19 protein-coding genes are annotated in these 26,257 nt (G+C 63.3%); 6 read left to right on the top strand and 13 right to left on the bottom strand.

What is annotated here, in order from left to right; genetic code table 11:
- Positions 1-48: 48 nt before the first annotated feature.
- The 3 genes from RCO24_RS11260 to RCO24_RS11250 all read right to left on the bottom strand — a co-directional run bounded on the left by RCO24_RS11260 (position 49) and on the right by RCO24_RS11250 (position 4,888).
- On the bottom strand, positions 49-1,887 hold the full coding sequence (locus tag RCO24_RS11260; protein WP_308962089.1) for an extracellular solute-binding protein: 1,839 nt from the start codon (positions 1,885-1,887) through the stop codon (positions 49-51).
- A 29-nt stretch (positions 1,888-1,916) separates the two neighbouring features.
- On the bottom strand, positions 1,917-3,977 hold the full coding sequence (locus RCO24_RS11255) for an extracellular solute-binding protein (RefSeq protein ID WP_374990954.1): 2,061 nt from the start codon (positions 3,975-3,977) through the stop codon (positions 1,917-1,919).
- A gap of 353 nt (positions 3,978-4,330) precedes the next feature.
- Positions 4,331-4,888, bottom strand: a complete 558-nt coding sequence (locus tag RCO24_RS11250) for a cytochrome c family protein (RefSeq protein ID WP_308962085.1) — start codon at positions 4,886-4,888, stop codon at positions 4,331-4,333.
- Positions 4,889-5,106: 218 nt separating this feature from the next.
- On the opposite strand from RCO24_RS11250, the gene RCO24_RS11245 reads away from it, so the two are divergent.
- From RCO24_RS11245 to RCO24_RS11235, 3 genes are all read left to right on the top strand, one after another.
- Entirely contained in the window at positions 5,107-5,853 is a 747-nt protein-coding gene (locus tag RCO24_RS11245) for a 3-deoxy-manno-octulosonate cytidylyltransferase (protein WP_308962083.1), read from the top strand.
- Between the two features lie 102 nt (positions 5,854-5,955).
- On the top strand, positions 5,956-6,855 hold the full coding sequence (locus tag RCO24_RS11240) for a prephenate dehydratase (RefSeq protein ID WP_308962081.1): 900 nt from the start codon (positions 5,956-5,958) through the stop codon (positions 6,853-6,855).
- A 28-nt stretch (positions 6,856-6,883) separates the two neighbouring features.
- On the top strand, positions 6,884-7,633 hold the full coding sequence (locus RCO24_RS11235; protein WP_308962079.1) for a glucose 1-dehydrogenase: 750 nt from the start codon (positions 6,884-6,886) through the stop codon (positions 7,631-7,633).
- Between the two features lie 127 nt (positions 7,634-7,760).
- Here the strand turns inward: RCO24_RS11235 and RCO24_RS11230 are convergent, their stop codons facing one another.
- The 8 genes from RCO24_RS11230 to RCO24_RS11195 form a co-directional block, all read right to left on the bottom strand.
- Positions 7,761-8,588, bottom strand: coding sequence for an RNA methyltransferase (locus RCO24_RS11230; RefSeq protein WP_308962077.1), 828 nt, complete (start codon positions 8,586-8,588; stop codon positions 7,761-7,763).
- A complete protein-coding gene (locus tag RCO24_RS11225; RefSeq protein ID WP_308962075.1) occupies positions 8,585-9,535 on the bottom strand; it encodes a class I SAM-dependent methyltransferase in 951 nt (316 codons plus the stop codon). The genes RCO24_RS11230 and RCO24_RS11225 overlap by 4 nt, the downstream gene beginning before the upstream one ends.
- 33 nt (positions 9,536-9,568) lie before the next feature.
- Positions 9,569-10,252: a leucyl/phenylalanyl-tRNA--protein transferase gene (gene aat / locus RCO24_RS11220; protein ID WP_308962074.1), complete on the bottom strand. Its 684-nt coding sequence runs from the start codon at positions 10,250-10,252 to the stop codon at positions 9,569-9,571.
- Positions 10,253-10,356: 104 nt separating this feature from the next.
- The gene (gene accC, locus RCO24_RS11215; protein WP_308962073.1) at positions 10,357-11,700 is read right to left on the bottom strand and encodes an acetyl-CoA carboxylase biotin carboxylase subunit; all 1,344 of its coding nucleotides are present in this window, start codon (positions 11,698-11,700) and stop codon (positions 10,357-10,359) included.
- An 89-nt stretch (positions 11,701-11,789) separates the two neighbouring features.
- Positions 11,790-12,284 (bottom strand): acetyl-CoA carboxylase biotin carboxyl carrier protein, encoded by a 495-nt coding sequence (gene accB / locus RCO24_RS11210; RefSeq protein WP_308962072.1) that lies wholly within the window; start codon positions 12,282-12,284, stop codon positions 11,790-11,792.
- A 66-nt stretch (positions 12,285-12,350) separates the two neighbouring features.
- Positions 12,351-12,788 carry a type II 3-dehydroquinate dehydratase gene (gene aroQ, locus RCO24_RS11205; protein ID WP_308962070.1) on the bottom strand — a complete coding sequence of 146 codons (438 nt, stop codon included), beginning with the start codon at positions 12,786-12,788 and terminating at the stop codon, positions 12,351-12,353.
- Positions 12,789-13,064: 276 nt separating this feature from the next.
- Positions 13,065-13,937: a DsbA family protein gene (locus RCO24_RS11200; RefSeq protein WP_308962069.1), complete on the bottom strand. Its 873-nt coding sequence runs from the start codon at positions 13,935-13,937 to the stop codon at positions 13,065-13,067.
- 71 nt (positions 13,938-14,008) lie between these two features.
- Complete coding sequence (locus RCO24_RS11195) at positions 14,009-15,358, bottom strand: M48 family metalloprotease (RefSeq protein WP_308962068.1); 1,350 nt, start codon at positions 15,356-15,358, stop codon at positions 14,009-14,011.
- 299 nt (positions 15,359-15,657) lie between these two features.
- Between RCO24_RS11195 and RCO24_RS11190 the strand changes: the two genes are divergently transcribed.
- On the top strand, positions 15,658-16,866 hold the full coding sequence (locus RCO24_RS11190) for an aminotransferase class I/II-fold pyridoxal phosphate-dependent enzyme (RefSeq protein ID WP_308962067.1): 1,209 nt from the start codon (positions 15,658-15,660) through the stop codon (positions 16,864-16,866).
- A gap of 56 nt (positions 16,867-16,922) precedes the next feature.
- Here RCO24_RS11190 and RCO24_RS11185 read toward each other — a convergent pair whose 3' ends face one another.
- Positions 16,923-17,582 (bottom strand): D-Ala-D-Ala carboxypeptidase family metallohydrolase, encoded by a 660-nt coding sequence (locus RCO24_RS11185; RefSeq protein WP_308962066.1) that lies wholly within the window; start codon positions 17,580-17,582, stop codon positions 16,923-16,925.
- 516 nt (positions 17,583-18,098) lie between these two features.
- Entirely contained in the window at positions 18,099-21,122 is a 3,024-nt protein-coding gene (locus tag RCO24_RS11180; protein ID WP_308962064.1) for a ribonuclease E/G, read from the bottom strand.
- A 1,015-nt stretch (positions 21,123-22,137) separates the two neighbouring features.
- Between RCO24_RS11180 and RCO24_RS11175 the strand changes: the two genes are divergently transcribed.
- Together RCO24_RS11175 and RCO24_RS11170 are read left to right on the top strand one after the other, a co-directional pair.
- Entirely contained in the window at positions 22,138-23,331 is a 1,194-nt protein-coding gene (locus RCO24_RS11175; protein ID WP_308962062.1) for an N-acetylmuramoyl-L-alanine amidase, read from the top strand.
- Between the two features lie 368 nt (positions 23,332-23,699).
- Complete coding sequence (locus RCO24_RS11170; RefSeq protein ID WP_308962060.1) at positions 23,700-26,252, top strand: penicillin-binding protein 1A; 2,553 nt, start codon at positions 23,700-23,702, stop codon at positions 26,250-26,252.
- Positions 26,253-26,257 lie beyond the last annotated feature (5 nt).

Below are 26,257 nucleotides of genomic sequence, written 5' to 3'. Positions count from 1 at the left end.
CTCAGATCATGTCTCCATAACGCTGTGGCACACGGCGCTTCACACAAGTCATCGCTGCGCCAAAGCCTTGGCCTTTTCGGCGTCGAACCACCACGTATCGAGCGCGCCACGCTCGTATTTCGGTTTGACGGCCGGCCATCCGAATTTGTCCCAGAATGCCAGGTTGTGTGCTCCCTTATACCACTGGGGAACCCAGTAGTAGCCAGCCCGGAGCACCCGGTCGGCCGCGCGCGTCGCCGTCACCAGCTCGGCCCGGGACTTCGCCGCCACGATCTTGTCGATGAGCTGGTCGAGCACCGGATCGGCGATACCCGCCAGATTGAAACTTCCGTTTGTCGCCGCGGCCTGCGAGCCCCAGAACGTCTTGAGCTCGACCCCCGGCGTCGTCTGCAGCGCATAACGCTGCGTGGTGAGATCGAAATCGAAATCCTTCGTCCGCCGCTCGTACTGCGCATCATCGACCATGCGGACCGACGCATCGATACCGATCGAGCGCAGCGTCTTGACGTAGGGCGACGCGATCCGCTCGAAGCTCGGCGAGTCGACGAGGATCTCGACGGTCAGCGGCTCACCCTTGGCGTTGCGCAGCCCGCCCGAACCCTGCTGCGTCCATCCCGCTTCCGACAGAAGCTTCAGCGCCTCGCGAAGCTGCGTGCGATTGTTGCCGCTGCCGTCCGTCACCGGCGGCGAAACCGGCTCGCCGAACACCTCCGGGGGCAGCTTGTCCTTGAACGGCTCAAGCAGTGCGAGTTCCTCGGCCGACGGCGACCCCACCGCCTTCAAATCCGAATTCTCGAAGTAGCTCGCCGTGCGCGTGTAGATCCCGAAGAACAGGTTCTTGTTCATCCACTCGAAGTCCATGGCCAGCTCGAGCGCCTTGCGCACACGAACATCCTTGAACTTGTCGCGCCGCGTATTGATGAAGAACCCCTGCGCGCCCGACGGCCGCTCGTCGGGGATCGTGAGCAGCTTGACGCGTCCGTCCTTCACCGGTTGCCGATCATAGCCCGTCGCCCAGTCCTTGGACGTGAACTCCTCGCGGAAATCGATATTGCCTGCGAGCAGCCCCTCGAGCTCCAGCGTTCGGTCGCGATAATATTCGTAGCGAACCTCGTCGAAGTTGTGCTGCCCGACGTTGACGGGGAGATCCTTGCCCCAATAGTCCGGCCGCCGGACGTAGCTCACATAGGTTCCCGCCTTGTAGCCGCCGACCTTGTACGGGCCGGAGCCGAGCGGCGCCTCGAGCGACGTCTTGTCGAAATCATGGGCGGTATAGTAGGCCTTGGAGAGGATCGGCAGCGTCGCGACCGTCACCGGCAGATCACGGATTAGCGTGCCTTCGAAGGTATAGCGCACGGTGTGCGGATCTAGCGCCTCGGCCGCCTTCACATCGCGAAGCGGAAACGCCAGCCGGGGATGTCCCTTTGCCTTGATCGTCTCGAACGAGAACACGACATCGTCGGCGGTAAGCGGCGACCCGTCGGCAAACTTGGCTTCCGGCCTCAGCTTGAACGTGACCGACATTCCGTCCGCCGCAACGTCCACCGTCTCGGCGACGAGCCCATAAACCGCATCCGGCTCGTCGAGCGCCCGCGCCATGAGCGAGTCGTAGGTCAGCTCCATCCCCTGCGCGGCATCACCCTTGAGGATGAAGGCGTTGAAGCTGTCGAACGTGGTGATCCCGGCGGGACCGATCTGCGAGGCCTTGCCACCCTTCGGCGCGTCAGGGTTGACGTAATCGAAGTGCTTGAAATCGGGAGCGTACTTGAGCTCGCCGAAAATCGAGAGGCCATGCTTCGGCTCGGCCGCCAGCGGAGCGCCGAAGGCGACCGAAAACCCCAGCGCACAAAGCAGCGAAATACCCGCGCGCGCATTTCCAAGCCTCATCTGCCCTCCGAGAGACCGCGCCATAGTGATCACTTCCTGCGACCGGCCAGCGCCTGCTCTTTCGCGGCATCCACCCACCAGACCTGAGAGAAGGCGCTGGTCAGAGACGGAAGCTTCTCGGGCCGGCCGAACACGTCCCACGTGGCGATCCATTCGAACGGATTGTACCACTGCGGCACCACGTAGTGGCCCCACAGCAGCACGCGATCGAGCGCCTTCGTGGTCGCAATCACCTCGTCGCGATCTTTTGCAACCACCAACTTCTCGATGATCGCGTCGATGACGGGGCTCTTGATGCCGATGGTGTTGCGGCTGCCTTCCTGGTCGGCCGCGCCGGTACCCCAGTAGTCGCGTTGCTCGTTACCCGGCGAGTTCGACTGCGGGAAGCTGTCGACGACGATGTCGAAATCGAAGCTGCGTTCGCGCCGCTGATATTGCGCTGGATCGACGACACGAATGGTGGCCTGCACACCGATCTTCGACAAGTTGGAGATGTAATGCGCGACATGCTTTTGGAACGCGTCGTCGCTGAGCAGGAATTCGACCTTGAACGGCTCGCCCTTGGCGTTGCGCAGCACGGCCTGTGTCTTCGTCGATCCCAGCCCTACGGCACGCGTCAGCTTGCAGAACGTGCCGCAATCTGGATCTTCAACCTCCTCCTGCCGCACTTCCCAGCCGGCTTCCTTGAAGAGCCGCATGGCTTCCGAAAGGTTCTTGCGCAGATCGTCCCGCGTCGCGAACGAAGGATTTTTCCATTCGGTGGTGAACACCTCCGGCGGCAGATCCTTCTCGAACTCCTTCAGGATCTCGAGTTCACGCCCTTCCGGCAAGCCCTTGGCCGCGAGCTCCGAATTGTCGAAGAAGCTGCCCACGCGCGTATATTGGCCGAACAGGACCGACCTGTTCAGATCCTCGAAATCGAAGGCGTAGTTGAAGGCCTGCCGCACGCGCGGATCTTTGAAAATGTCCCGCCGCGTATTGAACGCGAAAGCCTGCATCATCGCGACGCCCTTGGTCGGCAAAGCTTCCTTCTTCACCCATCCCTGCTTGATGGCATCGAAGCTGAACTGCGTCGACCAGGCGCTGGCCATTCTTTCGCGCCACATGTCGGCCCGGCCGCTCTTGAAGTCCTCGAACGCCGCCGTCCGGTCGCGGAAATACTGGAACTGCATCTCGTCGAAATTGAACTGGCCGACGCGGACCGGAAGATCCTTGGCCCAATAGTCCTTCACGCGTTCGAGAACGATGCGGCTGCCGGGGCTGAACTCCTTGATCTTGTAAGGCCCCGATCCGAGCGGAATTTCGAGCGTGCTCTTGGTGATGTCGCGCGGCTCGCCGTTCTTGCCGACCGCTTCCCAGTAGTGCCGAGGCAGCACGGTAAGCTGACCGAGGATCTGCGGAAGCTCGCGATTTCCAGTGATGTCGAACGTGAACGTCACCTCGTGGTCGCCGGTCTTCTCGGCTTTGACCACGTTCTTGTAGTAGCGGTTGTACATCGGGTGCGATTTCTTCAGCGCTTCGAGGCTGAAGATCACATCTTCGGGCGTGATCGGTTTGCCGTCGTGAAAACGCGCTTCGGGCCTGAGCCCGAACTTCGCCCACGAAATATCCGGCGGGTACGACACCCACTCGGCAACAAGTCCGTACTCGGTCGACTCTTCGTCCGGGCTCCCCGTCATCAGTGTATCGTAGATGCTGCCGGAGCCCGCCGCAGGCACACCCTGCACCGAGAACGGATTGAACGAATCGAAAGTCCCCTCGACTGTCATTCGCACGACGCCGCCTTTCGGCGCATCAGGATTGACCCAGTCGAAATGCTTGAAGTCAGGCCCGAACTTCGGCTCCCCGATCAGCGACAGTGCGTGATGGCGAACGGGCGCACTCGCGTCCGGCGCGGCGGCCGGGGCCGGAGTTGCAGGGGCTGACGCTTCGGCCTGCGCGAAAACGGAACCGGAAAACGTTGCAGCGGTGGTGGCGAGCACGGCCAGGAAAGTCGTGGCGCGCCTGCGAAGTGAGGAGGATCCTCGAGCGGAGCCCCTCTCGTTGAGGGTTTGAGTAGCGGCTCCATGAAAACCGGCGGGATCAACCATGAATTTCGCTGCCATCGTCACCTTCGTTCCGTGCAAAAAAACGCCCGGCGGCAGGACATCGGGAACTATGCGGAGCCGCCCATGGTCCGCCAGCCCGAGAAAAGCGCAGGACTGACGAAAGACCTGTTCCTAGCATGCCTTTCCACGGGATTCGGATTAAAGATCGGCAAGATGCGCTTTGCGACATGTCGGGCGCGGCGCCGTGGGCAATACAACGGCAGAGAAGCCCAAGTTATTCGTCGATGCCTCGATTTGTTCAACGAGACCGGGCAGATAAACCAACGGGGCCATCCCGAAGGAACGGCCCCGCAGACAACATCATCGAACGCGTCCGCAAGACGCTCAGGCGCGCCTTACGGCAACGGCTTGGGATTGTCCGAAAGCGTCCGAAGATAGGCGATGAGATCCGCGAGATCGGCTGGATCCGAAACGCCTGCGAAGATCATCTTGGTACCGGGCAACCAGACCTTGGGCGAATGAAGGAAAGCAGCGAGATCTGCGTAGTTCCAATCCCCGCCCTTCTTCTTCATGGCATCCGAGTAGCCCGTGAAATCGGCGCGGGTGCCGTGGGTGCGCCCGACGACGTCCCAAAGGTTAGGACCTGCCTTGCTGGCGGCTGCCTTGTCGGCGGTATGGCACGCGAGGCACTTCTTGAAGGTTCCGCTGGCGTTCTCGGGCTTGGCCGTCGCGAGCGCCGCCACCACCTGAGCCGGATCGAACGCTGCGGGAGCCGCAGGCGCGCCGTCTGCCGCGGCCGGCGCCGCGGAGGGCTCGGGAAGCTTGTAGCCGCCTGCAACAGGACCATGATGGCCGTGGCGGGTGAGATCGATGATCGTCTTGGGGGCAAAGATGAGCAACAATGCCGCCAGCACCGCACCGACGATCTTGGTCAATTCAAAGGAATCCAGCATCTCATCTCCCCGTAACCGGGCGCCATCCGCCCCGCCGCCTTGGAACCGGGTTTCGCGACGCAAACCGGTTTCGGCGCATTTCTAGAACGCATCTAAAAGACCACGGCCACGCCTTGCAAGCCCGTGCGACAGCAGTCTACAGCTCTTGTCGCCATAGAGACACGCTTCGCCCGCCTCCCGAGGCGTTCCCTGACCTCGATCAAGACCCGAGCCCCGACATGACAAGAGCCCTGATCGTCATCCCCGCCCGCATGGCTTCCACCCGCCTGCCCGATAAGCCGCTGGCGGACATCGAGGGCGAGCCGATGATCGTCCACGTCTGGCGCAAGGCTCATGCGGCCGAGATGGGCCGCGTCGTGGTCGCCGCCGATTGCGAGGCGATCTGCGCGGCTGTCCGCCGCGCCGGCGGTGAAGCATTGCTGACCCGCCCGGACCACGCCTCGGGCTCCGACCGCATCTTCGAGGCCCTGAACCAGATCGACCCGGATGCGGAAACCGACATCGTCGTGAACGTGCAGGGCGACCTCCCGACCATTGAGCCGGCCCTGATCCGGGACTGCGCGGCCGTTCTTTCGTCGAAAGGCCCGCACATCGCGACGCTTGCCGCCGAGATCCACGATCCCGAGGAGCGCACCAACCCCAACGTGGTGAAAGTGGTGGGTACCCCGTTGCCGGAACCCAATCGTCTGCGCGCGCTCTATTTTACCCGCGCGACGGCCCCCCACGGCGACGGGCCTCTTTACCACCACATCGGCCTTTATGCTTACCGCCGGTCCGCGCTCGAACGCTTCGTATCCTTGAAGGCGTCCTACCTCGAAAAGCGCGAGCGCCTGGAGCAGCTTCGCGCGCTGGAGGATGGCATGCGCATCGACGTTGCCATCGTTGACACTGTTCCCCTCGGTGTCGATACTCCCGCCGACCTCGAACGGGCGCGCCTGCTCGTACGAAAGGCGCGCAAGGCGTAAGAGCCTCATTTCGCTTTGCGCGGCACCGGTTTCGGTCCAGCCGAGACCATTCGCGTGAACGCGCGGGTGCCGTTTCCTCACCAGCACATCGAGCCCCGCATCATGTCCAACACTTCGCACGTGCAAGCCTCACGGATCGGCTATCAGGGCGAGCCCGGCGCAAACTCACACCTGGCCTGCACCGAGGCCTATCCGGATTTCGAGGCCGTGGCCTATCCGACCTTCGAGGACGCACTGGCCGCCGTAAAATCCGGCGACGTCCATTTCGCGATGATCCCAATCGAGAATTCTGTTGCAGGCCGTGTCGCCGACATCCATCACCTGCTGCCCAGCGCCAACCTCTACATCGTCGGCGAGCACTTCCTGCGCGTGCGCCATCAGCTGATGTCGGTCAAAGGCGCCTCGCTGGACTCGGTGAAGAAGGTGCTGAGCCACACGCAGGCACTCGGCCAGTGCCGCAAAACGCTGCGATCTCTGGGCCTGACCCCGGTGCCGGAAGCCGACACCGCCGGCTCCGCCCGCATCGTCTCAGAGCAGGGCGATCCCGCGCTCGCTGCCATCGCCTCGAAACTCGCCGCCGAAATCTACGGTCTCGACATCCTGCGCTCCGACATCGAGGACGAGGCCCACAACACGACGCGCTTCCTCGTTCTCTCCAAGGACCCGGACGACGCCGAGCCGGAAGATGGCCCCGTCGTCACCACGTTCCTATTCCGGGTGCGCAACGTGCCGGCCGCGCTCTACAAGGCGCTCGGCGGCTTCGCGACCAACGGCGTCAACATGACCAAGCTCGAAAGCTACCAGCTCGAGGGCACCTTCAACGCCACCATGTTCCACGCCGACATCGAGGGCCATCCCGCAGATCGGCCCGTCCAGCTTGCGCTCGAAGAACTGTCGTTCTTCTCGACCGAGGTCCGCCTACTCGGCACGTATGTCGCGAGCCCCTATCGGGCCGAAGCCGCCCGCGCCGCCGCCCCGCCCCTTGGCGCAACCGGCAAATAGCGCCTCAGCCCACGCCCCGGAGATCGACATGAGACTGGCTGGAAAAGTCGCCGTCGTCACCGGGGCCGGCTCCGGCTTCGGTAAAGGCATCGCAGAATTATTTGGCCAGGAAGGCGCCAAGGTTGTCGTTGCCGACATCGATGCGGCACGCGCCGCCGAGGTGGCCGCCAGCATTGGCGCAACGGCCGTTCCCGTCACAGCTGACGTCTCCCGCAAGACCGACGTCGACGCCATGATTGAAGCCGCCGTCGCAGCCTTCGGCGGCCTCGACATCGTCGTCAACAACGCGGGGACGACGCACAAGAACCAGTCCTTGATGACTGTGACAGAGGACGAGTTCGATCGCATCTACGCCGTCAACGTGAAGTCCATTTATCTGACGACGCTCGCAGCCGTACCAGCGCTTGAGAAGCGCGGCGGCGGCTCGATCATCAACACCGCCTCTACGGCAGGCTTGCGCCCGCGCCCCGGTCTCACCTGGTACAACGGCTCGAAAGGCGCGGTGATCACACTGACGAAATCGATGGCGGCGGAACTTGCGCCAAAAAACATTCGCGTCAACGCCATCAATCCGGTCATCGGCGAGACCGGATTGCTTGAAGAGTTCATGGGCGCGCCGGATACGCCGGAGAACCGCGCACGCTTCCTGGCCGGCATTCCGCTCGGACGCATGTCGAAGCCGTCGGACATCGCCAACGCCGCGCTGTTCCTGGCCGATCCCGCATCGAGCTTCGTCACCGGCGTCGCCATCGAAGTCGACGGCGGCCGTTGCATCTAGAGTGCTTCCGGAAAAGTGGGATCCGGTCATGGCGGAGCCATGCAAGGCAAAGTGTCTGACAAGAAGCACGATAAAACAAAAAACCCAGAGCCGTTCCACGGCTCCACCAAAATCGGAACGGCTCTAATCAAAGCCTCAACGAACCGCCGCGGAGCTGGTAGAGCGTCAGCGCAGTCGCGACTGCGAGATTGAGGCTGTCGAGCTTCCCGGCCATGGGAATTTTGACGAGGCGCGAACACGACCGCGTGAGGCTTTCCGAAAGCCCCGGCCCCTCGCTGCCCATCACCAACAGCACCGGCCCCTTGTAGGCAGCGCGCCTAAAGTCTTCGCGCCCGTCGAGATGCGTGCCGACCACGTCGCCGCGCCATGCCGCCCGCCACTGCAGAAAGTCCTCGCGCGTCGTGCGCACAAGCGGCACCGCAAACACCGAGCCCATCGTTGCCCGCACGGATTCACGCGAATAGGGATCGCAGCAGTTGCCGATCAAAATCACGCCTTTGGCACCGACGGCATCCACCGTGCGAATGATCGTGCCGAGATTGCCGGGGTCGCGCACTTCTTCAAGCGCAAGCCAGCAGTCATCCTTTGCAACCGCCTCCGGTAATCCCACCCAGCGCTGCCGAAACACGCCCAGCATCGACTGCGGATTTTCCTTTGCCGACAGTTTTGCCAGCACCGGCTCCGAAACCTCGAGCACTTCCGCCCCGGCGCCGAGCGCCCATCCGACCAGCGCGCGCGAAGCAGGACTCCCCGCCGAGCCTGCCTGATAGACGATACTGGTAGGCACGAACCCCGCATCCCGCGCCGTGACCAGGATCGACGTTCCCTCGGCCACGAAAAGGCCGGTCTCTTTGCGCTCCTTGCGCATGTCGAGCGCCCGGATCGCCTTGACGCGATCATTGCTGAGGCTGGTGATGACGCGCGGGCCATGCGCGCCGGAACCGGGCACGCTCATGAGGTCCACCGCACGAACAGCGAAGTCGGCACCTGCGCCCCGGCGCCCTCCGCGGCAAGCGCAAGCTCGCCCGCCGAAAGGGCCCCACCCCGCTCAGACAGCACATCCGCCGCCAGCTGCTCGAACGCGAGCGCGGATGCGCGAATGGCATAAACGGTGAGGATCATCGCAGCCCGATCCGGCGCGAGAAGCTGCGCGGCATTCTTGAGCAGCCCCGGCAGTCCCTGGAACAGATCCCACACTTCACCCTCGGGTCCGCGTCCGAACTTCGGCGGATCCACCAGGATCACGTGATAGGTCTTGCCGCGGCGCACCTCACGCGCGATGAACTTGGCCGCATCATCCAGAATCCAACGGATCGGCGCGTCCGAAAGCCCCGAGGCCGTCTGATTGTCCTTAGCCCACTGGATCGCCTTCTTGGAGGCGTCCACGTGGGTCACTTCCGCGCCCGCCCGCGCCGCGAGCAAGGAGGCCGCGCCGGTGTAGGCGAACAGATTGAGCACGCGCGGACGCTCACCGCGCACCGACGCGATCTGATCGATCATCCAGTCCCAATGCGGCGCCTGCTCCGGAAACAGCCCCAGATGCCACAGCCCCTGCAGGCGGCACGTCAGAACCACGTCACGCACCTTGACCGGCCAGCTTTCGGGCACCGGCTTGTCGAAGCGCCACTTGCCCTTTTCCTCGTCGTCGGCAGACGCGGAAAACACTGCATGCGCATTCTTCCACGCGCCATCTCCGAGACGACGGCTCCAGAGCGCCTGCGGTTCCGGGCGATCGACCACGATCGTGCCGAACCGTTCGAGCTTCCGCCCACCACCACTATCGAGAAGCGCATAGTCGGACGGCCCGGGGGTCCGGATGAGATCGAGCCTCCCCGTCCGCTCGAGCGATCGCGCGCGGCCCTTGGCCGTCTCTTTGGAAATATCGCCGATGTTCGAAGTCATGCTGCGCCCTGAGCCGAACGAGATGCCGCTTGCTCAGCGGGCCCCGCCCTGCGCCTGTTCGATGATGTCGAGAATGGCCGGGCCCGGAGTGTCGAGCGGCAGCCGCAAGAAGTCAGCCGAGTGCTTGAGCGCGCCGTCGAGCAGACCGTGAAAGTCGTCACGATCGACCTCGATCGTGCCGAACTGGCGAAGGTGATCGGTCACGAATTGCGTATCGAGCAGCGTGAAGCCCCCGCCGATGAGACGGCCAACCAGATGCACCAGGGCAATCTTGGAGGCGTCCCGGACATAGGAAAACATGCTCTCGCCAAAGAACGCGCCACCGAGCGCGACGCCATAGAGGCCGCCGACCAGCCGATCCTCGTCCCATACCTCGACGGTATGGCAATGGCCGAGCCGGAACAGCTCCTGATAGAGGCCGCGAATACGCCCGTTGATCCAGGTCGAGCGCCGCCCGGCCCGCTCCGCGGCACATCCCTCGATCACGCCGTCATAGTCGGTATCGATCGCGACCCGCAGCGTGCCGCTGCGCACCGTCCGCTGCAACCGCCGCGGAACGTGCACGTGCTCGAGTGGAAGAATGCCGCGATGCTGGGGCTCGATCCAGTAGAGCGCCGGATCGTCAGCGCTTTCGGCCATGGGAAAGATGCCGCAACTATAGGCCTTGAGAAGGACCTGCGGCGTAATCTCGATCATGATGTCGTCGCGCGACGCCATCACTCAGTGCTCCCGTCTGCATATACTCGCGTCGGCACCCCGGCACCGAAGCGGATAATAAAGCCGGATCGGTCGGGATGCGAGCGCCTTGGCCTCACTGCGGCCTAAGGCTGCTTCCCGAGATATTTCTCAAGCCAATGGATGTCGTACAGGCCGTTGGCGATGTCCGGCTGCCGGATGAGTTCGTTAAACAACGGGATCGTCGTCTCGATTCCGTCGATGACGAACTCCGACAACGCACGACGGAGGCGCATCAGGCACTCGTTCCGGTTCTTTCCGTGCACGATAAGCTTGCCGATCAAGCTGTCGTAGAACGGGGGAATACGGTAGCCCTGGTAGACGCCGCTGTCGACACGCACGCCGAGCCCGCCGGGCGGATGCCAATAGGTGATCTGGCCGGGCGAGGGACGGAAGGTGCGCGGGTTCTCCGCATTGATGCGGCATTCGATGGCGTGACCCGAGAACGTGATGTCCTCCTGCTTGAACGCCAGATTGCCGCCCGAGGCCACGCGGATCTGCTCCAGCACTAGATCGATGCCGGTGACGGCTTCCGTGACCGGATGTTCGACCTGCAGACGCGTATTCATCTCGATGAAGTAGAATTCGCCGTCCTCGAACAGGAACTCCACGGTGCCGGCGCCGCGATACTTGATCTTGCGCATCGCATTGGCGACGACCTCGCCGATCTTCTGGCGCGAAGCCGCATTGAGCGCGGGTGAAGGAGACTCTTCCAGGATCTTCTGGTGTCGGCGCTGCAGCGAGCAGTCGCGCTCGCCGAGGTGGACTGCATTCCCCTTGCCGTCGCCGAACACCTGGATTTCGATATGGCGCGGCTTCTGCAGGTACTTTTCGACGTAGACGGAATCGTTGCCGAATGCGGCCTTGGCTTCCGAGCGGGCCGTCGAGAGAGCGAGCCCGAGATCAGCCGCCGTATGCGCGACTTTCATGCCGCGGCCACCGCCGCCCGCCGTTGCCTTGATCAGCACCGGAAAGCCCATCTCCTTGGCGATCTTCAACGCCTGGGCTTCGCTTGTCACTTCGCCGTCCGAGCCGGGGACCACCGGAATGCCGAGCTTCTTGGCCGTCTCCTTGGCCGTGATCTTGTCGCCCATGATCCGGATATGCTCGGAGGTCGGGCCGATGAAGGTGATCGAATGCTCTTCGAGGATCTCGGCAAAACGCGCGTTTTCCGAGAGGAAGCCATAGCCCGGATGGACCGCATCCGCGCCCGTAATCTCGCAGGCCGCGAGCAGGCGCGGAATGTTGAGATAGCTGTCGCTCGCGGGCGGTGACCCGATGCAAACGCTTTCGTCTGCGAGCCGCACGTGCATCGCGTCGGCATCGGCCGTCGAATGAACGGCGACGGTCGCAATACCAAGCTCCTTGCACGCGCGCTGGATGCGCAGTGCGATCTCACCCCGGTTAGCAATAAGGACCTTGTCGAACATTCTTTATTTTAGGCATTCGGCACTAGGCACCAGGCAATAGGGGGTCTTGTCCCGATTGCCGATTGCCGACTGCCGCCTGCCGTTCTCCCTTATTCAATGATCACGAGCGGCTCGCCGAACTCCACCGGTTGGCCGTTTTCGACCAGGACGGAGGTCACGGTCCCCGCACGCGGAGCGGGGATCTGGTTCATGGTCTTCATCGCCTCGATGATCAGCAGGGTATCGCCCTGCTGCACGCGGGTTCCGACCTCGACGAACGGAGGGGCTTTGGGATCGGGCGAGCGATACGCCGTGCCGACCATCGGCGACTTCACCGCGCCCGGATGCTTCGCGGGATCGGAACCTGCCGCCGCGGGTGCAGCGCCCGGACCAGCCGGCGAGCTCGCGACAGGCGCGCTGGCCAAGCCGAGCTGAGCGGGAGCGGGCACGGCAGCCGTAACGGTCACGGTGCGGGCGACGCGAACCTTGAGACCGCTCTTTTCGATCTCGATTTCCGATAGTCCCGTATCGTTCAGGAGCTTCGCGAGCTCCCGGATCAATTGCTGCTCGCCACTCGAATTTTCGGCTTCGTCTTTCGCCGTCATGCGCGCTAGCCCTTTCCCTTTCGGCTTTTTATCGCTGTCTTTGGATTTGTGTTTCACGGATTTGTCTCATGCCGCCAGCTTTGCCATGGCATCGAGCGCCAGCTCGTAGCCCTGTACGCCCAGGCCGCAGATAACGCCTTTCGCGGCGAGCGACACATAGGAATGATGACGGAAACTCTCGCGTCGGAAGATATTCGACAGATGCACCTCGATGATCGGCAGCTCTGACGCCGTGAGTGCATCCAGAACACCGACCGACGTGTGCGTCAACGATCCGGCATTGAGAATGATGCCCGATGCCGCCCCGCGCGCCTCCTGGATCCACCCGATCAGCTCGCCTTCGTGATTGGTCTGGCGAAACGCGATCGTAAGCCCGAGCGCACTGGCGCGCGCCTCGGCCCGCTTGCGCACGTCGTCCAGCGTGTCCCGGCCGTAGATCTCGGGCTCGCGTACGCCGAGCAAGTTTAGGTTCGGGCCGTTGAGGACGAATACCGGTTTGGCCATATCACGGGTCTGAGATGAGGGTGTCGGGAGCTGAACCGCCGTCTCGCGGACGCTCCCATCCGCAAAAGCAGGCCACCCCAGTCCCGGAGAAGCCCCATAAGGTCCGTAGCAGCTTTAACTCAGCCGCGAAAGGCCGCCAAGCCAAACGTTGCCCGTAACGTCGGTCGAAAAGGCGCCCACGGAGGCCAAAACCAGCGCGCTAAAGATAAATATTGGAAAATCAGAGGTCTAGGGTGCCGGCGCACATCGGAAACTTGCACAGACACCCCAGTCTAATCAGCAATAACTGCAGCCCGACTTGCGAAGCTCCGTCACGTGCGTCTCGAGCACGTCGTAAAGGTTCTCGGGCGCCCCCCCGATCGCCCGGTCTCCGACCAGGAAGTGCGGGGTGCCGTTGATCGAGAGCTTGCGGGCCAATTCCTTGACCCGATCCAGCTCCGCCTTGACCTCAGGGGACGCCATGTCGGCCTTGAGCTTGGCCATGTCGAGGCCGTGGGCTTCAGCCACCTTGAGACCGACCGCTTCGTTGACGAGGCCCTTGGTCGAGATCATGTCGCGATGGACTTCCCAATATTTGCCCTGCATGCGGGCCGCGAGAGCCACGCGCGCCGCCTGCTCGGATTCGTCACGCAGGATCGGGAACTCCTTGAACACGACGCGGACGTTCTTGTCCTTCTCGACCAGCTTTGCGATCTCGCTGAAGCCACGCTTGCAGTAGCCGCAGTTGTAATCGAAGAACTCGACCACGGTGATGTCGCCGTCCGGATTGCCCGCCACCGGCGCGTTCGGAGCGCGATAGATCTCTTTTCCGTGCTCCGCCACCATCGCCTTGGTGCGATCGGCTTCGTCCTTGGCCATCTTCGCTTCGAGCGAGCTCTGCACCTCGAGGAAGATCTCCGGATTCTGGATCAGATAGTCCTTCACGATCCCTTCAATGGCCTTGCGCTGATCCGGCGTGAATTCCGCGACATTGGCGCCGACCAGCATCCGCGTATCGGAAGAACGGCCGTCCCCGAGAGAGCCGCCGAACGCCATCCAAAGGCCCGCAACGAGAAGCAGCGGAGCGGCCACGAGCGCGCCGAGGCTGATCGCCGAAGGACGTGCCGGCGTTTCGGGTGCGGCCGGCTTGTCGGTATCGGGATTTGTCATAAATGCTCCATGAGTAGATCTTCGGACCGAAACGCAGTTTCTTGCCGGAACGTCGACGGCGAGCTGTCGGATCAGGTCTGAGGTTTGTAGTTGATGATATCGTCGGCCTTAACCCAATCCGGCGATCCGGCCTTCAAGCCGCCCTGCGCGCGTTTGGCAAATTCCTGCGCCTGTTTCAAGGCACCAAAATAGAAAAGCCCTTGCGCGCGCGCCAGCTCCGATTGAGGCATCATGCCTTTGTCATAATAAGCCTGGCCGAGCGTATTGTAAGCCGAAGCGTTGTCCGGCTCGCGCTGGACCGCCTTGCGCAGGAGATTGATGGCTTCGTCCGCAACCGCAGGATTCTTGGTCTGGAGCAGCGCTTGCGCGAGCTGCACGCCGACCAGCGGCGCATCTCCGTTATGAAGTTGCAGCGCCTTGCGGAACGGTGCGATCGCGGCCTCGGCACGTCCGCCCTTCTGCAGGAAATCGCCCTTCACTTCCCAGAAATAGGGGTTGTTCGGCCGATCGCGAATAAGCGCATCGGCCGCCGCGACGGCGTCGTCGAGACCACCCGCACCACCGCGCCGGAACGAGGCGATCGCCCGTGCATAACGCGCCGGCAAGCTCGTATCCGCAGGCGGATAGCGATTGAACACGACGGCCGGCGGCTCGATGTAGCCGGAGAGCTTCGCGCGGACCATATCGTGGCGAAGCTGAAGCTCGGCCGGGTCCTTCGCATCGAAATAGGGGCTGCTTTCGACGAGTTGGCGCAGGCGAGCCAAGCGATCGGTGGCCACGGGGTGCGTTCTCGCGAACGCGTCCTTGTGCGCATCCGAGAAAAGTTCCTGCCCGGCGAAACGCTCGAACGTCGCGAGCATACCGCGGCCGGACTGCTGGGTCGCATTGAGATACTGCAGGCCGGCCTGATCAGCCGCGGATTCCTGCGAGCGCCGCTCGGCCGTCAGGCCACGCATGATCAGCTCGTTGCCGCCCATCATGACGCCCTGGCCGGCGCTGCCGATTTCCTTGCCGGAATCGCCACCCGAAACGGCGCCGCCGATCATCGCGCCGATGCCGAGCAACTGGATCAGCAGTGCGCGCGTCTGGTCTTTCGCGATGCGCGATCTCAGCGCCGCCATGTGGCCGCCCGCGATGTGGCCGGCTTCGTGCGCGAGCACCCCTATCACTTCGTTCGGCGTATTGGCTTGCATCAGCGTTCCGGTGTGCATGAACACGTTCCGGCCATCGATCACGAATGCGTTGAACGCCTCGTTGTTGACGATCCGAACCGTCACGCGCCCGGTACCGAGGCCCGCCGCACGGAAAATTTTCTGGGAGTAGTCGTTGAGAAGCAGCTCGATCTCGGTGTCGCGGATCAGCGGCAATCCCTGCGCGCGGGCAGCCGGCGCCGGAAACGCGCTTGCAACAAACCCCGCCATCAGACCGATCAAGAGGAGTGTGCGAAGAGAAAACCTGGACGTCGATTTAGTCATGCTCGTCGGATCGCTCGAAAGATCGCGCTGAAAGAGTGAGAAAACCACGCTGACACGAACTAGATGGGCATAGAGAGCCGGTCAACACAAGACTACCGGCCTAGCCGCTGGCTTTACAGTGGGTTGACGGCTAAAACGCGTCGCTCGAACCCCATGGACTGGCTTCAATGCGGCCAAAGGAAGGCGTTTGCGACCGGCGGAAGCGCGGCCATGGGCGAAGCTTCAGAACCCCGAAGGAAAACGCGATGAGTGATGAGCAGGGGTTGGGACGCAAACGCGCCCGAGCCGAGCGCGGCCCCGCGCGCCGCAGCGACATCGCGAGCTTTATCGTCATGGATGTCATGCGCGAAGCAGCTGCCCTCGAAGCTGAAGGGCGGTCCGTCATTCACATGGAAGTCGGCCAGCCTGGAACACCAGCGCCCGCCGCGGCGCTCGCGAAGGCGAAATCGGCTCTCGGAACCGAGACGCTCGGCTACACCGCAGCGCTCGGCATCGATGGATTGAGACACCGGATCGCCCGCAGCTACGGCGAACGTTACAATGTCGACATCGACGACAGCCGCGTCGTCGTCTGCACCGGCTCGTCGGCGGCATTCATCCTGGCTTTTCTCGCGGTCTTCGATACCGGCGCGCAAGTGGCGTTGCCCTCACCCGGATACCCTTGCTATCGCCATATCCTGTCGGCGCTCGGGTGCCGATCTCCACTGATCGAAACCGGCCCCGAAACGCGCTGGATGCCGACCCTCGACGCCCTCGCACGCCTCGATCGCGCGACCGGGCTCGACGGCCTTTTGATCGCAAGCCCCGCCAATCCCACCGGCACCATAATCGAGCCCCATCGCCTCGCCGAGCTTGTGGGCTACTGCGACGAGCACGGCCTCTGGTTCATCTCGGACGAGATCTACCACGGGCTGACTTACGAAAAGCCGGCCACGACGGCGCTTTCCGTTTCCGACGACGTCATCGTCATCAACAGCTTCTCGAAATATTACGCCATGACCGGCTGGCGCATCGGGTGGCTGATCGTACCGCCGTCCCTCGTCCGTGTGGTCGAAAGATTGCAGCAAAACCTGTTCATCTCGGCGCCCGCGGTCTCGCAAGTGGCAGCCCTCGGCGCTTTCGAGGCCGAAGACGAGCTCGAGGGCAATCGGGAAACCTACGCAAACAACCGCGCGCTGCTTCTGGAAGCGCTGCCGCAAGCCGGCTTCACGCGCATCGCCCCCGCGGACGGCGCGTTCTACCTCTATGCCGACGTCTCGGCGTTCACCGATGATGCCCGCGCCTTCGCGTCCGCGATGCTGAACGAGATCGGCGTTGCGGTCACCCCAGGCCTCGACTTTGACGAAGCCCGCGGCCGGCACTTCCTGCGCTTTTCGTATGCGGGAACGGAAGCCGACATCCGAGAGGGCGCGAACCGCATCCTAAGCTGGTCGCGGCTGCGCACTTCCGGATGAAAGGCTGAGATGAAAAAGGAGGCTGCGAACGGCGCACGCCTCCTTTTCCCCTAGTCTTAGCCGCGCCCGCCGGCACCCAGCGACACGAACCGCGGTCCGATGTCCACGTGGATGTGGCTCATGTTGCGGTAGGTCATGGTGCCGCCCGCCATATGGTTGGCACGCAGCCAGCTGACGATGGCCCCCTTGCGAGCGCCGGCATCGAAATCGACCGCGAGACCGAAGCCATGCTTCGACGGCTTGCCGCTGCCGGCAATGCGCGCCCCCGGACGGCAGGTCGAGATGACCTTGACCGGGCCGAACTGCGCCTCGATCCGATCGAGCAGACCGCGAGCCGAAGCCTGGAGGCAACCGCGCGACGCACTGGCGCCGCCGCCGCCCGAATGGCTAGCCGTCATGGCGCGGCCCTGGAGCCGGGCCGCACGGCCCTTCACGCCCTTGGAAGCGTACTTCTTCTTGTAACCGCGATATTGAGCGGTTTTGCCGACCTTGCCGGTCGTGCGATAGGCCGCCTGGCGCTTCTTGGCATAGGCCTTCTGAGCGTATGAGCGCTGCTTGTAGGTGCGCTGCTGTTTGTAAGCGCGCTTCGAGGCTGCACGGCCATCCTTTGCATAGTGCGCGCGGCTCGCCCCGTTCTCGACCCGCGCTTCGGCGGGTACCACTAGGCACACGGCTGCAGCCAGGCCCAGGAAAGCAGCAAAAATGCGCTGACTCATGGAAGAACTCCCTTTAATTCTTGCTGAATTCCGGATGGGCCCAAAGAAAAGAAAGTAATGACGAGAAAAACACCCGGAATATAGTTCAAGCATCCCCGTGATCTTGAGAACAGATCGGAGAGATCGCCCCAAATCACGTCACACGAGTTGCGATGTGACGTCCCACGCCATTGCCGGATAATCCATTCCGGCCCCGCCAATTACTCGATATGACCGGCGGCAGTCACCAGCCGCTTATGGTGAAAATGTGACTTTACCTGCCGACGAGGCGCGCCAAAGGCGCCCCAGTCTGTGCACGGCCTTTGATTCCGCAATGGAATTGCCCTGCAAATCCGGAACGTGAAAAATTGTCGCGACCCCAGAGATTTGGACGCGCGAGTGAAAACAAGGCGAGAACTGGGCGTGTCGTGGGGCCAGATTTCGCGACGAGAAACACGCCCAAGCAAAAAGCCAGGGCCGTTCCGTAGAACGACCCTGGCTAATGTTTCAAACTTACGAGCCGATGATAACGCGCAGTCAGCCGCCCAACCGGCGCTGCCACCACCCGCGCCGGGTCGGCTGGTCGCCGCCGCCTTCGCCGGTCTCACCGCTCTGCTCGGGAGAAACGACGACCCGCTCGAGCTTAGGCTCCGCAAGGGTCGCCTGACGCGCGCGCACGCGGGCCAGAACCGTATCTTCCGGCGCATCCGCCCGTTCCGGAGCCTGAGCATGTTTCTCAGGCGCGACAGGCGCGGGGCTTTCGACCTTTATCGCCGATTGTTCGCCGATCGCCTCGACCGGCTTGGCCGACCGCGTGCGCTCCTCGCCGTTTCTCTCGGCCGACCGGCTGCGACGCGGCTCACGAGCAGGAGCCGCAGACGGCGCTGCATCGTCGTTGGTTGCGATCGCTTCCACCGGAGCAGCATCGTCCGAACCGACGTCGCCGATGCCGGCTCCATCATCGAAACCGCTGGCCTCGGTATCCGGCTGCGCATCCGAAAGCGCAGTGCCCTCCTCGGAAGGGCGGCGCTCACGGCCCCGCCGTCCACCGCGACGGCCACGGCGACGCCGGCGTCCGTTTCCGTCCTCCGAACGTTCTCCGCCCCGCGATCCGGGCTCGCGCGCTTCCCGCGGTGCGCCCTCGTCGTCACCGTATCCGTCGTCCGCCTCGACCGACTGATCGCCGCCAACGGCCTCGATCGGCTCGTCGCGCTCCTCGACGGTCTCGACGTTGTCGTCATCGTAAGACTGTGCGCCGAGTTCCTCGTTGCGGCGTCCGTCGCCCCGGCCTTCGCCGCGGCCACCTTCGCCACCGCGACGCCCGCGACGGCGGCGCCGACGGCGACCACCTTCACCACGGCCTTCGTCGCGCGCACGGGGCTCGCCCCGCTGCTCGCCACTGCCCTGGCTCTCCACGACCTCGTCCTCGTCGTCTCCGGCATCGCTCGCGTCGCCCTCGACGCCTTCACCCGCAAAGCCCCAGTCCATGTTGACTGCGGCGCGGTCCGGACGGCGCGTTGCGACCGGAGCCGCATGTCCCTTCTCGATCAGGAAGTTCGCGCCCTGCAGCTTGTCGCTCGCCTGAACGGTGACGAAGATGCCGTTGCGCGTCTCCATCTCATTGATGAAATGACGCTTGTTGTTGAGGATATAGAGCGCGACGGACGAAGTCGTCGTCGCGATCAGCGAACTGCGCGCGCCAGCCAGCATCGCGTCCTCGATCGCACGCAGCACAGCGAGTGCAACGCTCTCCGTGGAGCGGATGATGCCGGTGCCCTGGCAATGCGGGCACTGCGAAGTCGATCCTTCGAGCACGCCCGAACGCAACCGCTGGCGGCTCATTTCCATGAGGCCGAAATGGCTGATCCGGCCGAGCTGGATGCGGGCGCGATCGAACCGCAACGCGTCCTTGAGCCTACGCTCGACGGCCCGGTTGTTGCGCTTCTCCTCCATGTCGATGAAGTCGATGACGATCAGGCCGGCGAGGTCGCGCAGCTTGACCTGGCGCGCGATCTCGTCGGACGCCTCGAGGTTGGTGTTGAGCGCCGTTTCCTCGATCGAGAACTCACGCGTCGACTTGCCGGAGTTGACGTCGATCGCAACCAGCGCTTCGGTCTGGTTGATGACGAGATAGCCGCCCGACTTCAGCGTCACGTACGGGTTGAACATCGCATTGAGCTGGCGCTCGATGCCATACTTCGTGAACAGCGGCTCCGGATCCTGGTGCGGAATGACGTTCTTGGCATGGCTCGGCATGAGCATGCGCATGAAGTCCTTGGCATCCTTGTGCGCGTGTTCGCCCGCAACGATGATCTCCTCCACGTCCTTGTTGTAAAGGTCGCGGATCGAACGCTTGATCAGGTTGCCTTCCTCGTAGACGAGGCTCGGCGCGGTGCTCTCGAGCGTGAGATCGCGAACGCTCTCCCACAGACGGAGCAGATATTCGAAGTCGCGCTTGATTTCCTGCTTGGTGCGCGCAGCGCCGGCGGTGCGAATGATGAGCCCCATGCCCTCCGGCACCTCGAGCTCCTGCGCGATGGCCTTGAGACGCTTGCGATCCTGCGGGTTGGTAATCTTGCGCGAGATGCCGCCGCCACGTGCAGTGTTGGGCATCAACACCGTGTAGCGTCCGGCAAGCGAGAGGTAGGTCGTAAGCGCGGCACCCTTGTTGCCGCGCTCTTCCTTGACCACCTGCACCAGGATCACCTGGCGGCGCTTGATGACTTCCTGGATCTTGTAGCTGCGCGGCCGGCGGCGCGGACGCGAGGGCAATTCCTCGAGTGCGTCTTCGGCGCCCGTGCTCTCCAGTGCTTCCGGCTCGGCCGATGCGCTGGCGACCACCTGAACGCCCTCGCCTTCGCGCGTTTCGCTTGAGGCCTGCTCCTCCGAAGGCGCAGCATCGGCAGCTTCGGCCGAAGCCTCGACCGTCGAACCCTCGCCCTCGTCGTCGCCTTCATGAGCGGGTTCGTCACCGCCTTCGAAGCCACCGGCGCTCTCCGGCTCCGGTGCGTCCTCGACGATCACGTCGTCGCGGACGCTCGCCTCGGCGATAACCTGCGGACCACGATCATCATCGGCCGCATCGTCATCGGCGTGCTCGTCGTCGGAGCCTTCGCCTTCCGCGCCGTGATCGTGGTGATCGTGCGCGTGGTCATCGGCGTGGGCGCTGTCGTCGGAATCGGGAGCAGAACCCCGGCTCGTGTTGTCGGGCCGACGCCTGCGCGCCAGCCGCTCGGCGCGCGCATCCGCGGCAGCTTCTTCCTCGGCCTCGGCAGCGGCTTCTTCGTCGAGAAGCGCCTGCCGATCCGCCATCGGGATCTGGTAGTAGTCGGGATGGATTTCGTTAAATGCGAGAAAGCCGTGGCGATTGCCGCCGTAATCGACGAACGCGGCCTGCAACGATGGCTCGACGCGCGTAACCTTCGCCAGATAGATGTTCCCGCGTAGAAGCTTGCGGGCGGCGCTCTCGTAATCGAACTCCTCTACTCGTCCGTTGCGTAGAACCACCACCCGAGTTTCCTCGGGGTGGGTGGCATCGATAAGCATCTTGTTTGGTGCCATGTGTTTTTGTCCTTTGCGCGCCGGTGGGCCGAACCACCGGAACCGGCCAGACGGCCGGAGGCGACTTGCGGCCGTGTCGTGGCGCGCGCCTTTGTTGTGTTTGAGATGAGAAGGGTTGGGTTGAAAGTGCGGGCGCACATTTCGCGCAGAGCCGGATGATCCGGGTGCGCTCCGCCCTGAGCCGCAAACGGCTCGGAGGCGAAAGAAGGAAATGCGCGTTCGATCTGCATGGGCGTTAGTCTGACAGGTGTCCTTGAATGACAGACAGGTGACAGTTCATCAGCTAGAAGGCGCGAAAGCCTGCGCCAGTATCGAGAAAGATGTCGAACAGCGGCCCTGACCTCTTGGCGCGTGCGCGGCATACGAGCTGCATCAGCGCCGGAGACAAGCCGAAGTTTGTACGTGAGGACCGCGTTAGCCGCCGTCGGGAACAACCCGCCTGCTCGGCAAGAACACATGTCCCGCCCACCTGCGGCACCCCTTTCGCTGGCACCCGATCAGGTAGGCTGCATCGAGCCAAGACCGCTCTCGGTTCGAGACGTCTGGTGCGACGCGCTTCGGCGCATCATTCGGCCGGGCTTCTCCCCGGAACATCCAGGCGGGAAATCCTGGCTCAAACGTTGCCGATCGCAAAGCACGCGCCGGACTGTCATCGAACCGTGCGCATCGCCCCTTCTGGGACTCGGCGATCATCGGTTGGGAAAAAAGCCGGTCCTAAACCAGACCGTGCATCCGGCAACCGATCAAACTCTCGCGTGAAGAGGCGTACTCAACACGATGCGGGTTAATTTTGTACGGGTTCGCCGCCGGTGTGGCAAGTGCGTTATGGAGAAAAGGCGCAACAGAACCTCATAAACCGGGCCGCTCTTGCACTAAACCGGCGAATATGAGCTAACTTGTAGCGCCTACGTGATAATTTGCTGACGAACGCGATAGGGACCGCGTGCAACCGGGGATCGGAACCAGGGCCGGAGCTGTTGGTCTGCGAGCGGCTTTCGCGGCCCTCGCGGTGCTGATGCACGTCGGCCTGGGCGCGGCTGCGGCAGCGGCCAGCGTTGCGTCAGCAACGCGCGCCGAGCTGTCGGGCGACCAGACCCGAACTACCTTTTTGCTCGAGCTGACGGCAGGCGTTACCGCCGAGATCTTCACGCTCGCAAACCCCTACCGCGTCATCGTCGATCTTCCGGACGTCGCCTTCCGCCTGCCCGACAGCACCGGACAGAACGGCGGCGGATTGGTCCGAACCTTCCGTTACGGTCTGTTTGCCGAGCGCAAGGCGCGCGTGGTCCTCGATACCAACGGCCCGGTGCGCATCGAGCGGGCCGCCATGACTGCCGCCCCCAAAGGCACCGGCGTCACGTTCAGCTTCGATATGGTGACCACCGCACCCGAAAGCTTCGGGATGGGCACCGGCGCGGACAAAGTTGCGGAAGAGCTCAAAAAAGATGCTCCTCCCAGCGATGCGGCAGGCGCCGCCAAGCCGAAACGCCCCGGCAAACCCGTAATCATGATCGATCCGGGGCACGGCGGCATCGATGGCGGCGCCGTGAGCGCCACCAGCAAAGTGCTCGAAAAGGACGTGGTGCTCGCAGTTGCCAAAGAACTTGGCCGCCAGCTCGCCGCGACCGGCCGCTACGACGTCCGCATGACCCGCGCGTCCGACGTTTTCATTTCCCTCGACCAGAGGCTCAGCCTCTCGCTGAAGCACGGCGTCGACCTCTTCATCTCGCTGCACGCCGATACGCTTCCCGAGCACAACGTGGCGCAAACCATACGGGGCGCGACCGTCTACACGCTGTCCGAGCGCGCGTCAGACGAGCAGGCGCGCCGTATGGCCGAGAAAGAGAACGCTTCCGACCTCGTGGCCGGCCTCAGCTCGGCGGAAAGCGGCGACGACGAAGTAACCGGCATCCTGATCGACCTCATGAAACGCGAGACCGCCAATTTCTCCAGCGACTTCTCAAACGCCCTCATTCGCAAGCTGAAACAATCCGCCGCACTGTCCCCCGTGCCCCAGCGCGCAGCCGCCTTCAAGGTGCTGAAGCAGACGCACGCTCCTTCCGTGCTGATCGAGCTTGGCTATTTGAGCCATCCGGAGGATGAGAAACTGCTCAACACGCCCGCCTGGCAGAAAAAAATGGCAGGCTCCATCACCGGGGCCGTCGACAGCTACTTCGCAAAAAGAACCGCCGGATCCCCCGCTCCTTGATCGAGCAGGCTGCCTTCGCGGCGCTTGCAGTCCTGGCCTCCGTCGCATCGCGACGGGACAAACAGGAATAGGTTTACGATCAGAGGCCTTAAGGACGACGTGATGCCACAATCCATGTTAATGTTTCAGCTTGATCCTACGGTTGCTGCGGTGCAATAGCAGGAGCAACTGGGGCGCTTCCGACGAAGCCTCGCCCGGCCGCGGTCGGTTGAACATACCTTCGTCGAAGAATGCGTGCCAAATACGGGATTGTTGCGCGTAGCCTGCTTCCATGGATTCGGAGCGAGCACGCGGAATTAAGCGATTTGCGATCGCACCTTAGCGATCATTTTCCACCGGACGTCTTTCGTCGAGCGGACAAAGGCTGAATGCGAGCCCCGACCCTTCCACCCCAGCAAGAGCCCCGGCGAAGAACCCGGCGGCGCAAAAGCTTTCTGCTGAGCTTCCTCGGCTGGAGCTTTGCGGCCTTCGTCGTGCTGTTCCTGGTTGGCTCGGCCGGCGCGGGTTACGTGCTGTGGCAAGCGTCCAAGGATCTGCCCGACTACGAGAGCCTCGCCAAATACGAGCCTCCCGTCATGACGCGCATCCACGCCCATGACGGCTCGCTGATCGCCGAATATGCACGCGAGCGACGCATCTTCGTGCCGATCAACACCATTCCGAAGCACATCATCGCCGCGTTCCTTTCCGCCGAAGATCGTCGCTTCTATGAACACGGTGGCCTCGACATCCAGGGCATCGCCCGCGCCGTCCTGAAGATCGTCGAAACCAAGATTCAGGGCGGAGACCGCCGCGCAGAGGGCGCGTCCACGATCACCCAGCAGGTTGCGAAGAACTTCCTGCTGACCAGCGACCGCACCATGGATCGCAAGATCAAGGAAGCGATCCTCGCGATCCGCATCGAGCGGGCCTATTCGAAGGACAAAATTCTCGAGCTCTACCTGAACGAGATCTACCTCGGTATCGGCGCCTATGGCGTCGCCGCCGCGGGTCTCGCCTACTTCAACAAGGAGCTCAAGGATCTCACCATCGAGGAAGCCGCTTACCTCGCGGCCCTTCCGAAAGCGCCCAACAACTACCATCCGTTCCGCCAGAAGGCGCGCGCCACCGAACGGCGCAATTGGATCATCGGCCAGATGGCCGAGAACAACTACATCACCGACGAGCAGGCGACGGCCGCGAAGGCCATTCCGCTCACTGTGAACATCCGCCCCGGCGGCGCACACATCTTCGCAGCCGAGTATTTCGCCGAGGAAGTTCGCCGCTCGCTTCTGTCGGCCTACGGCGAGGCGAAACTCTATGCTGGCGGGCTCTCGGTCCGCACGACGCTCGATCCTCGGCTTCAGCAGATCGGACGTAAGTCACTGATCGACGGTCTCGTGTCTTACGATCGCAAGCAGGGCTGGCGCGGCCCCGTGAGCAAGATCGCGATCACCGGCGACTGGGGCGTTCCGCTCGGCGCCATCGACAGTCCCGCCGATATCGCCCCTTGGCGTCTCGGCGTCGTGCTTTCGATGGAGAAGACGAAGGCCGTCGTCGGCCTGAAGCCGTCACGCAAGCAGGACGGTTCTTTGACCGACGAGCGCCACGCCGTCGAGATCACGCTCGAAGAGATCAAGTGGGCGAAGGTTCCGCAGAAGCGGACCGAACCGAAACAAATCGCCGACATTCTGGCGCCCGGCGACGTGATTTACGTCTCGCCGAAGGATGAAAAGAACCTCGCCGGCGTCTGGTCGCTGATGCAGGTGCCCGAAATCAGCGGCGGCTTGATCGCGATGGATCCGCATACCGGCCGCGTGCTCGCTGTCGTCGGCGGCTTCTCGTTCTCAATGAGCCAGTTCGACCGCGCCCTGCAGGCCAAGCGCCAGCCCGGCTCGTCGTTCAAGCCGTTCGTCTACACCGCCGCCCTCGACAACGGGTACAAGCCGACCTCCATCGTGCTCGACGCACCGATCGAGATCGAGCAGGGCCCCGGCCAGGATATCTGGAAGCCGAACAACTACGAGAAGGACCAGTCTGGTGGTCCGACGACGCTCCGCGTCGGCATCGAGAAATCCAGAAACCAGATGACGGTGCGGCTGGCCCAGGACATGGGCATGCCGATCATCACCGAATATGCCAAGCGCTTCGGCATCTACGATGATCTTCTGCCCGTGCTCTCGATGTCGCTCGGCGCCGGCGAGACCACGCTTCTCCGCATGGCCACGGCCTATTGCATGCTCGCCAATGGGGGCAAGACCGTGCGCCCCACCTTGATCGATCGCATCCAGGACCGCTGGGGCAAATCAGTCTGGCGCCATGACGCGCGCCAGTGCACCGATTGCGTGGCTGACCATTGGGACAACCAGGTCGAGCCGGAGGTTCCCGACGACCGCAAGCAGATCGTAGACCCCCATACCGCCTATCAGATGACCTCGATCATGGAGGGCGTCATCCAGCGCGGTACGGCCACGTCGCTGAAGTCGTTGAACCGCCCACTCGCCGGCAAGACCGGCACCACCAACGAAGAGCGCGACGCCTGGTTCGTCGGCTACACGCCGGATCTTGTGGTCGGCGTCTTCGTCGGCTTCGACACGCCTCGTCCGATGGGCAAGGGCAACACCGGCGGCCACGTGACGGCGCCGATCTTCGGCAATTTCGTCAAGCAGGCGCTCGCCGATCAGCCGGCCATTCCGTTCCGCGTTCCGCCCGGCATCAAGCTCGTGCGCATCAATCTGAAAACCGGGATGCGCGCAGCGCCCGAAGACACCACCGCCATCATGGAGGCCTTCAAGCCGAACGAGGAGCCGGACGATGCCTACTCCGTGATCGGCTTCTCGGATCCCTACGCGCAAAGCTCGGCCAGCGGCGCTCCCCAGAACGACGCCTGGCAAGCCTCTCCGCAGCCCGGCTACGGCGGCGGACGCGGCGGAATGTGGTGAGGATT

It is taken from the genome of Hyphomicrobium sp. LHD-15, from assembly GCF_031157355.1.
In the GTDB taxonomy this organism is placed as follows: Bacteria; Pseudomonadota; Alphaproteobacteria; order Rhizobiales; family Hyphomicrobiaceae; genus Hyphomicrobium_C.
The sequence above is the reverse complement of the archived record's forward strand: the minus strand, read 5'-3'. Positions and strand labels throughout refer to the sequence as shown.

What these genes read in the sequence shown, in the direction of transcription:
- RCO24_RS11260 (WP_308962089.1), bottom strand. Translation starts at nt 1,887, where the DNA reads ATGAGGCTTGGAAATGCGCGCGCGGGTATTTCGCTGCTTTGTGCGCTG.
- RCO24_RS11255 (WP_374990954.1), bottom strand. Translation starts at nt 3,977, where the DNA reads ATGGTTGATCCCGCCGGTTTTCATGGAGCCGCTACTCAAACCCTCAAC.
- RCO24_RS11250 (WP_308962085.1), bottom strand. Translation starts at nt 4,888, where the DNA reads ATGCTGGATTCCTTTGAATTGACCAAGATCGTCGGTGCGGTGCTGGCG.
- RCO24_RS11245 (WP_308962083.1), top strand. Translation starts at nt 5,107, where the DNA reads ATGACAAGAGCCCTGATCGTCATCCCCGCCCGCATGGCTTCCACCCGC.
- RCO24_RS11240 (WP_308962081.1), top strand. Translation starts at nt 5,956, where the DNA reads ATGTCCAACACTTCGCACGTGCAAGCCTCACGGATCGGCTATCAGGGC.
- RCO24_RS11235 (WP_308962079.1), top strand. Translation starts at nt 6,884, where the DNA reads ATGAGACTGGCTGGAAAAGTCGCCGTCGTCACCGGGGCCGGCTCCGGC.
- RCO24_RS11230 (WP_308962077.1), bottom strand. Translation starts at nt 8,588, where the DNA reads ATGAGCGTGCCCGGTTCCGGCGCGCATGGCCCGCGCGTCATCACCAGC.
- RCO24_RS11225 (WP_308962075.1), bottom strand. Translation starts at nt 9,535, where the DNA reads ATGACTTCGAACATCGGCGATATTTCCAAAGAGACGGCCAAGGGCCGC.
- aat (WP_308962074.1), bottom strand. Translation starts at nt 10,252, where the DNA reads ATGGCGTCGCGCGACGACATCATGATCGAGATTACGCCGCAGGTCCTT.
- accC (WP_308962073.1), bottom strand. Translation starts at nt 11,700, where the DNA reads ATGTTCGACAAGGTCCTTATTGCTAACCGGGGTGAGATCGCACTGCGC.
- accB (WP_308962072.1), bottom strand. Translation starts at nt 12,284, where the DNA reads ATGACGGCGAAAGACGAAGCCGAAAATTCGAGTGGCGAGCAGCAATTG.
- aroQ (WP_308962070.1), bottom strand. Translation starts at nt 12,788, where the DNA reads ATGGCCAAACCGGTATTCGTCCTCAACGGCCCGAACCTAAACTTGCTC.
- RCO24_RS11200 (WP_308962069.1), bottom strand. Translation starts at nt 13,937, where the DNA reads ATGACAAATCCCGATACCGACAAGCCGGCCGCACCCGAAACGCCGGCA.
- RCO24_RS11195 (WP_308962068.1), bottom strand. Translation starts at nt 15,358, where the DNA reads ATGGCGGGGTTTGTTGCAAGCGCGTTTCCGGCGCCGGCTGCCCGCGCG.
- RCO24_RS11190 (WP_308962067.1), top strand. Translation starts at nt 15,658, where the DNA reads ATGAGTGATGAGCAGGGGTTGGGACGCAAACGCGCCCGAGCCGAGCGC.
- RCO24_RS11185 (WP_308962066.1), bottom strand. Translation starts at nt 17,582, where the DNA reads ATGAGTCAGCGCATTTTTGCTGCTTTCCTGGGCCTGGCTGCAGCCGTG.
- RCO24_RS11180 (WP_308962064.1), bottom strand. Translation starts at nt 21,122, where the DNA reads ATGGCACCAAACAAGATGCTTATCGATGCCACCCACCCCGAGGAAACT.
- RCO24_RS11175 (WP_308962062.1), top strand. Translation starts at nt 22,138, where the DNA reads ATGCACGTCGGCCTGGGCGCGGCTGCGGCAGCGGCCAGCGTTGCGTCA.
- RCO24_RS11170 (WP_308962060.1), top strand. Translation starts at nt 23,700, where the DNA reads ATGCGAGCCCCGACCCTTCCACCCCAGCAAGAGCCCCGGCGAAGAACC.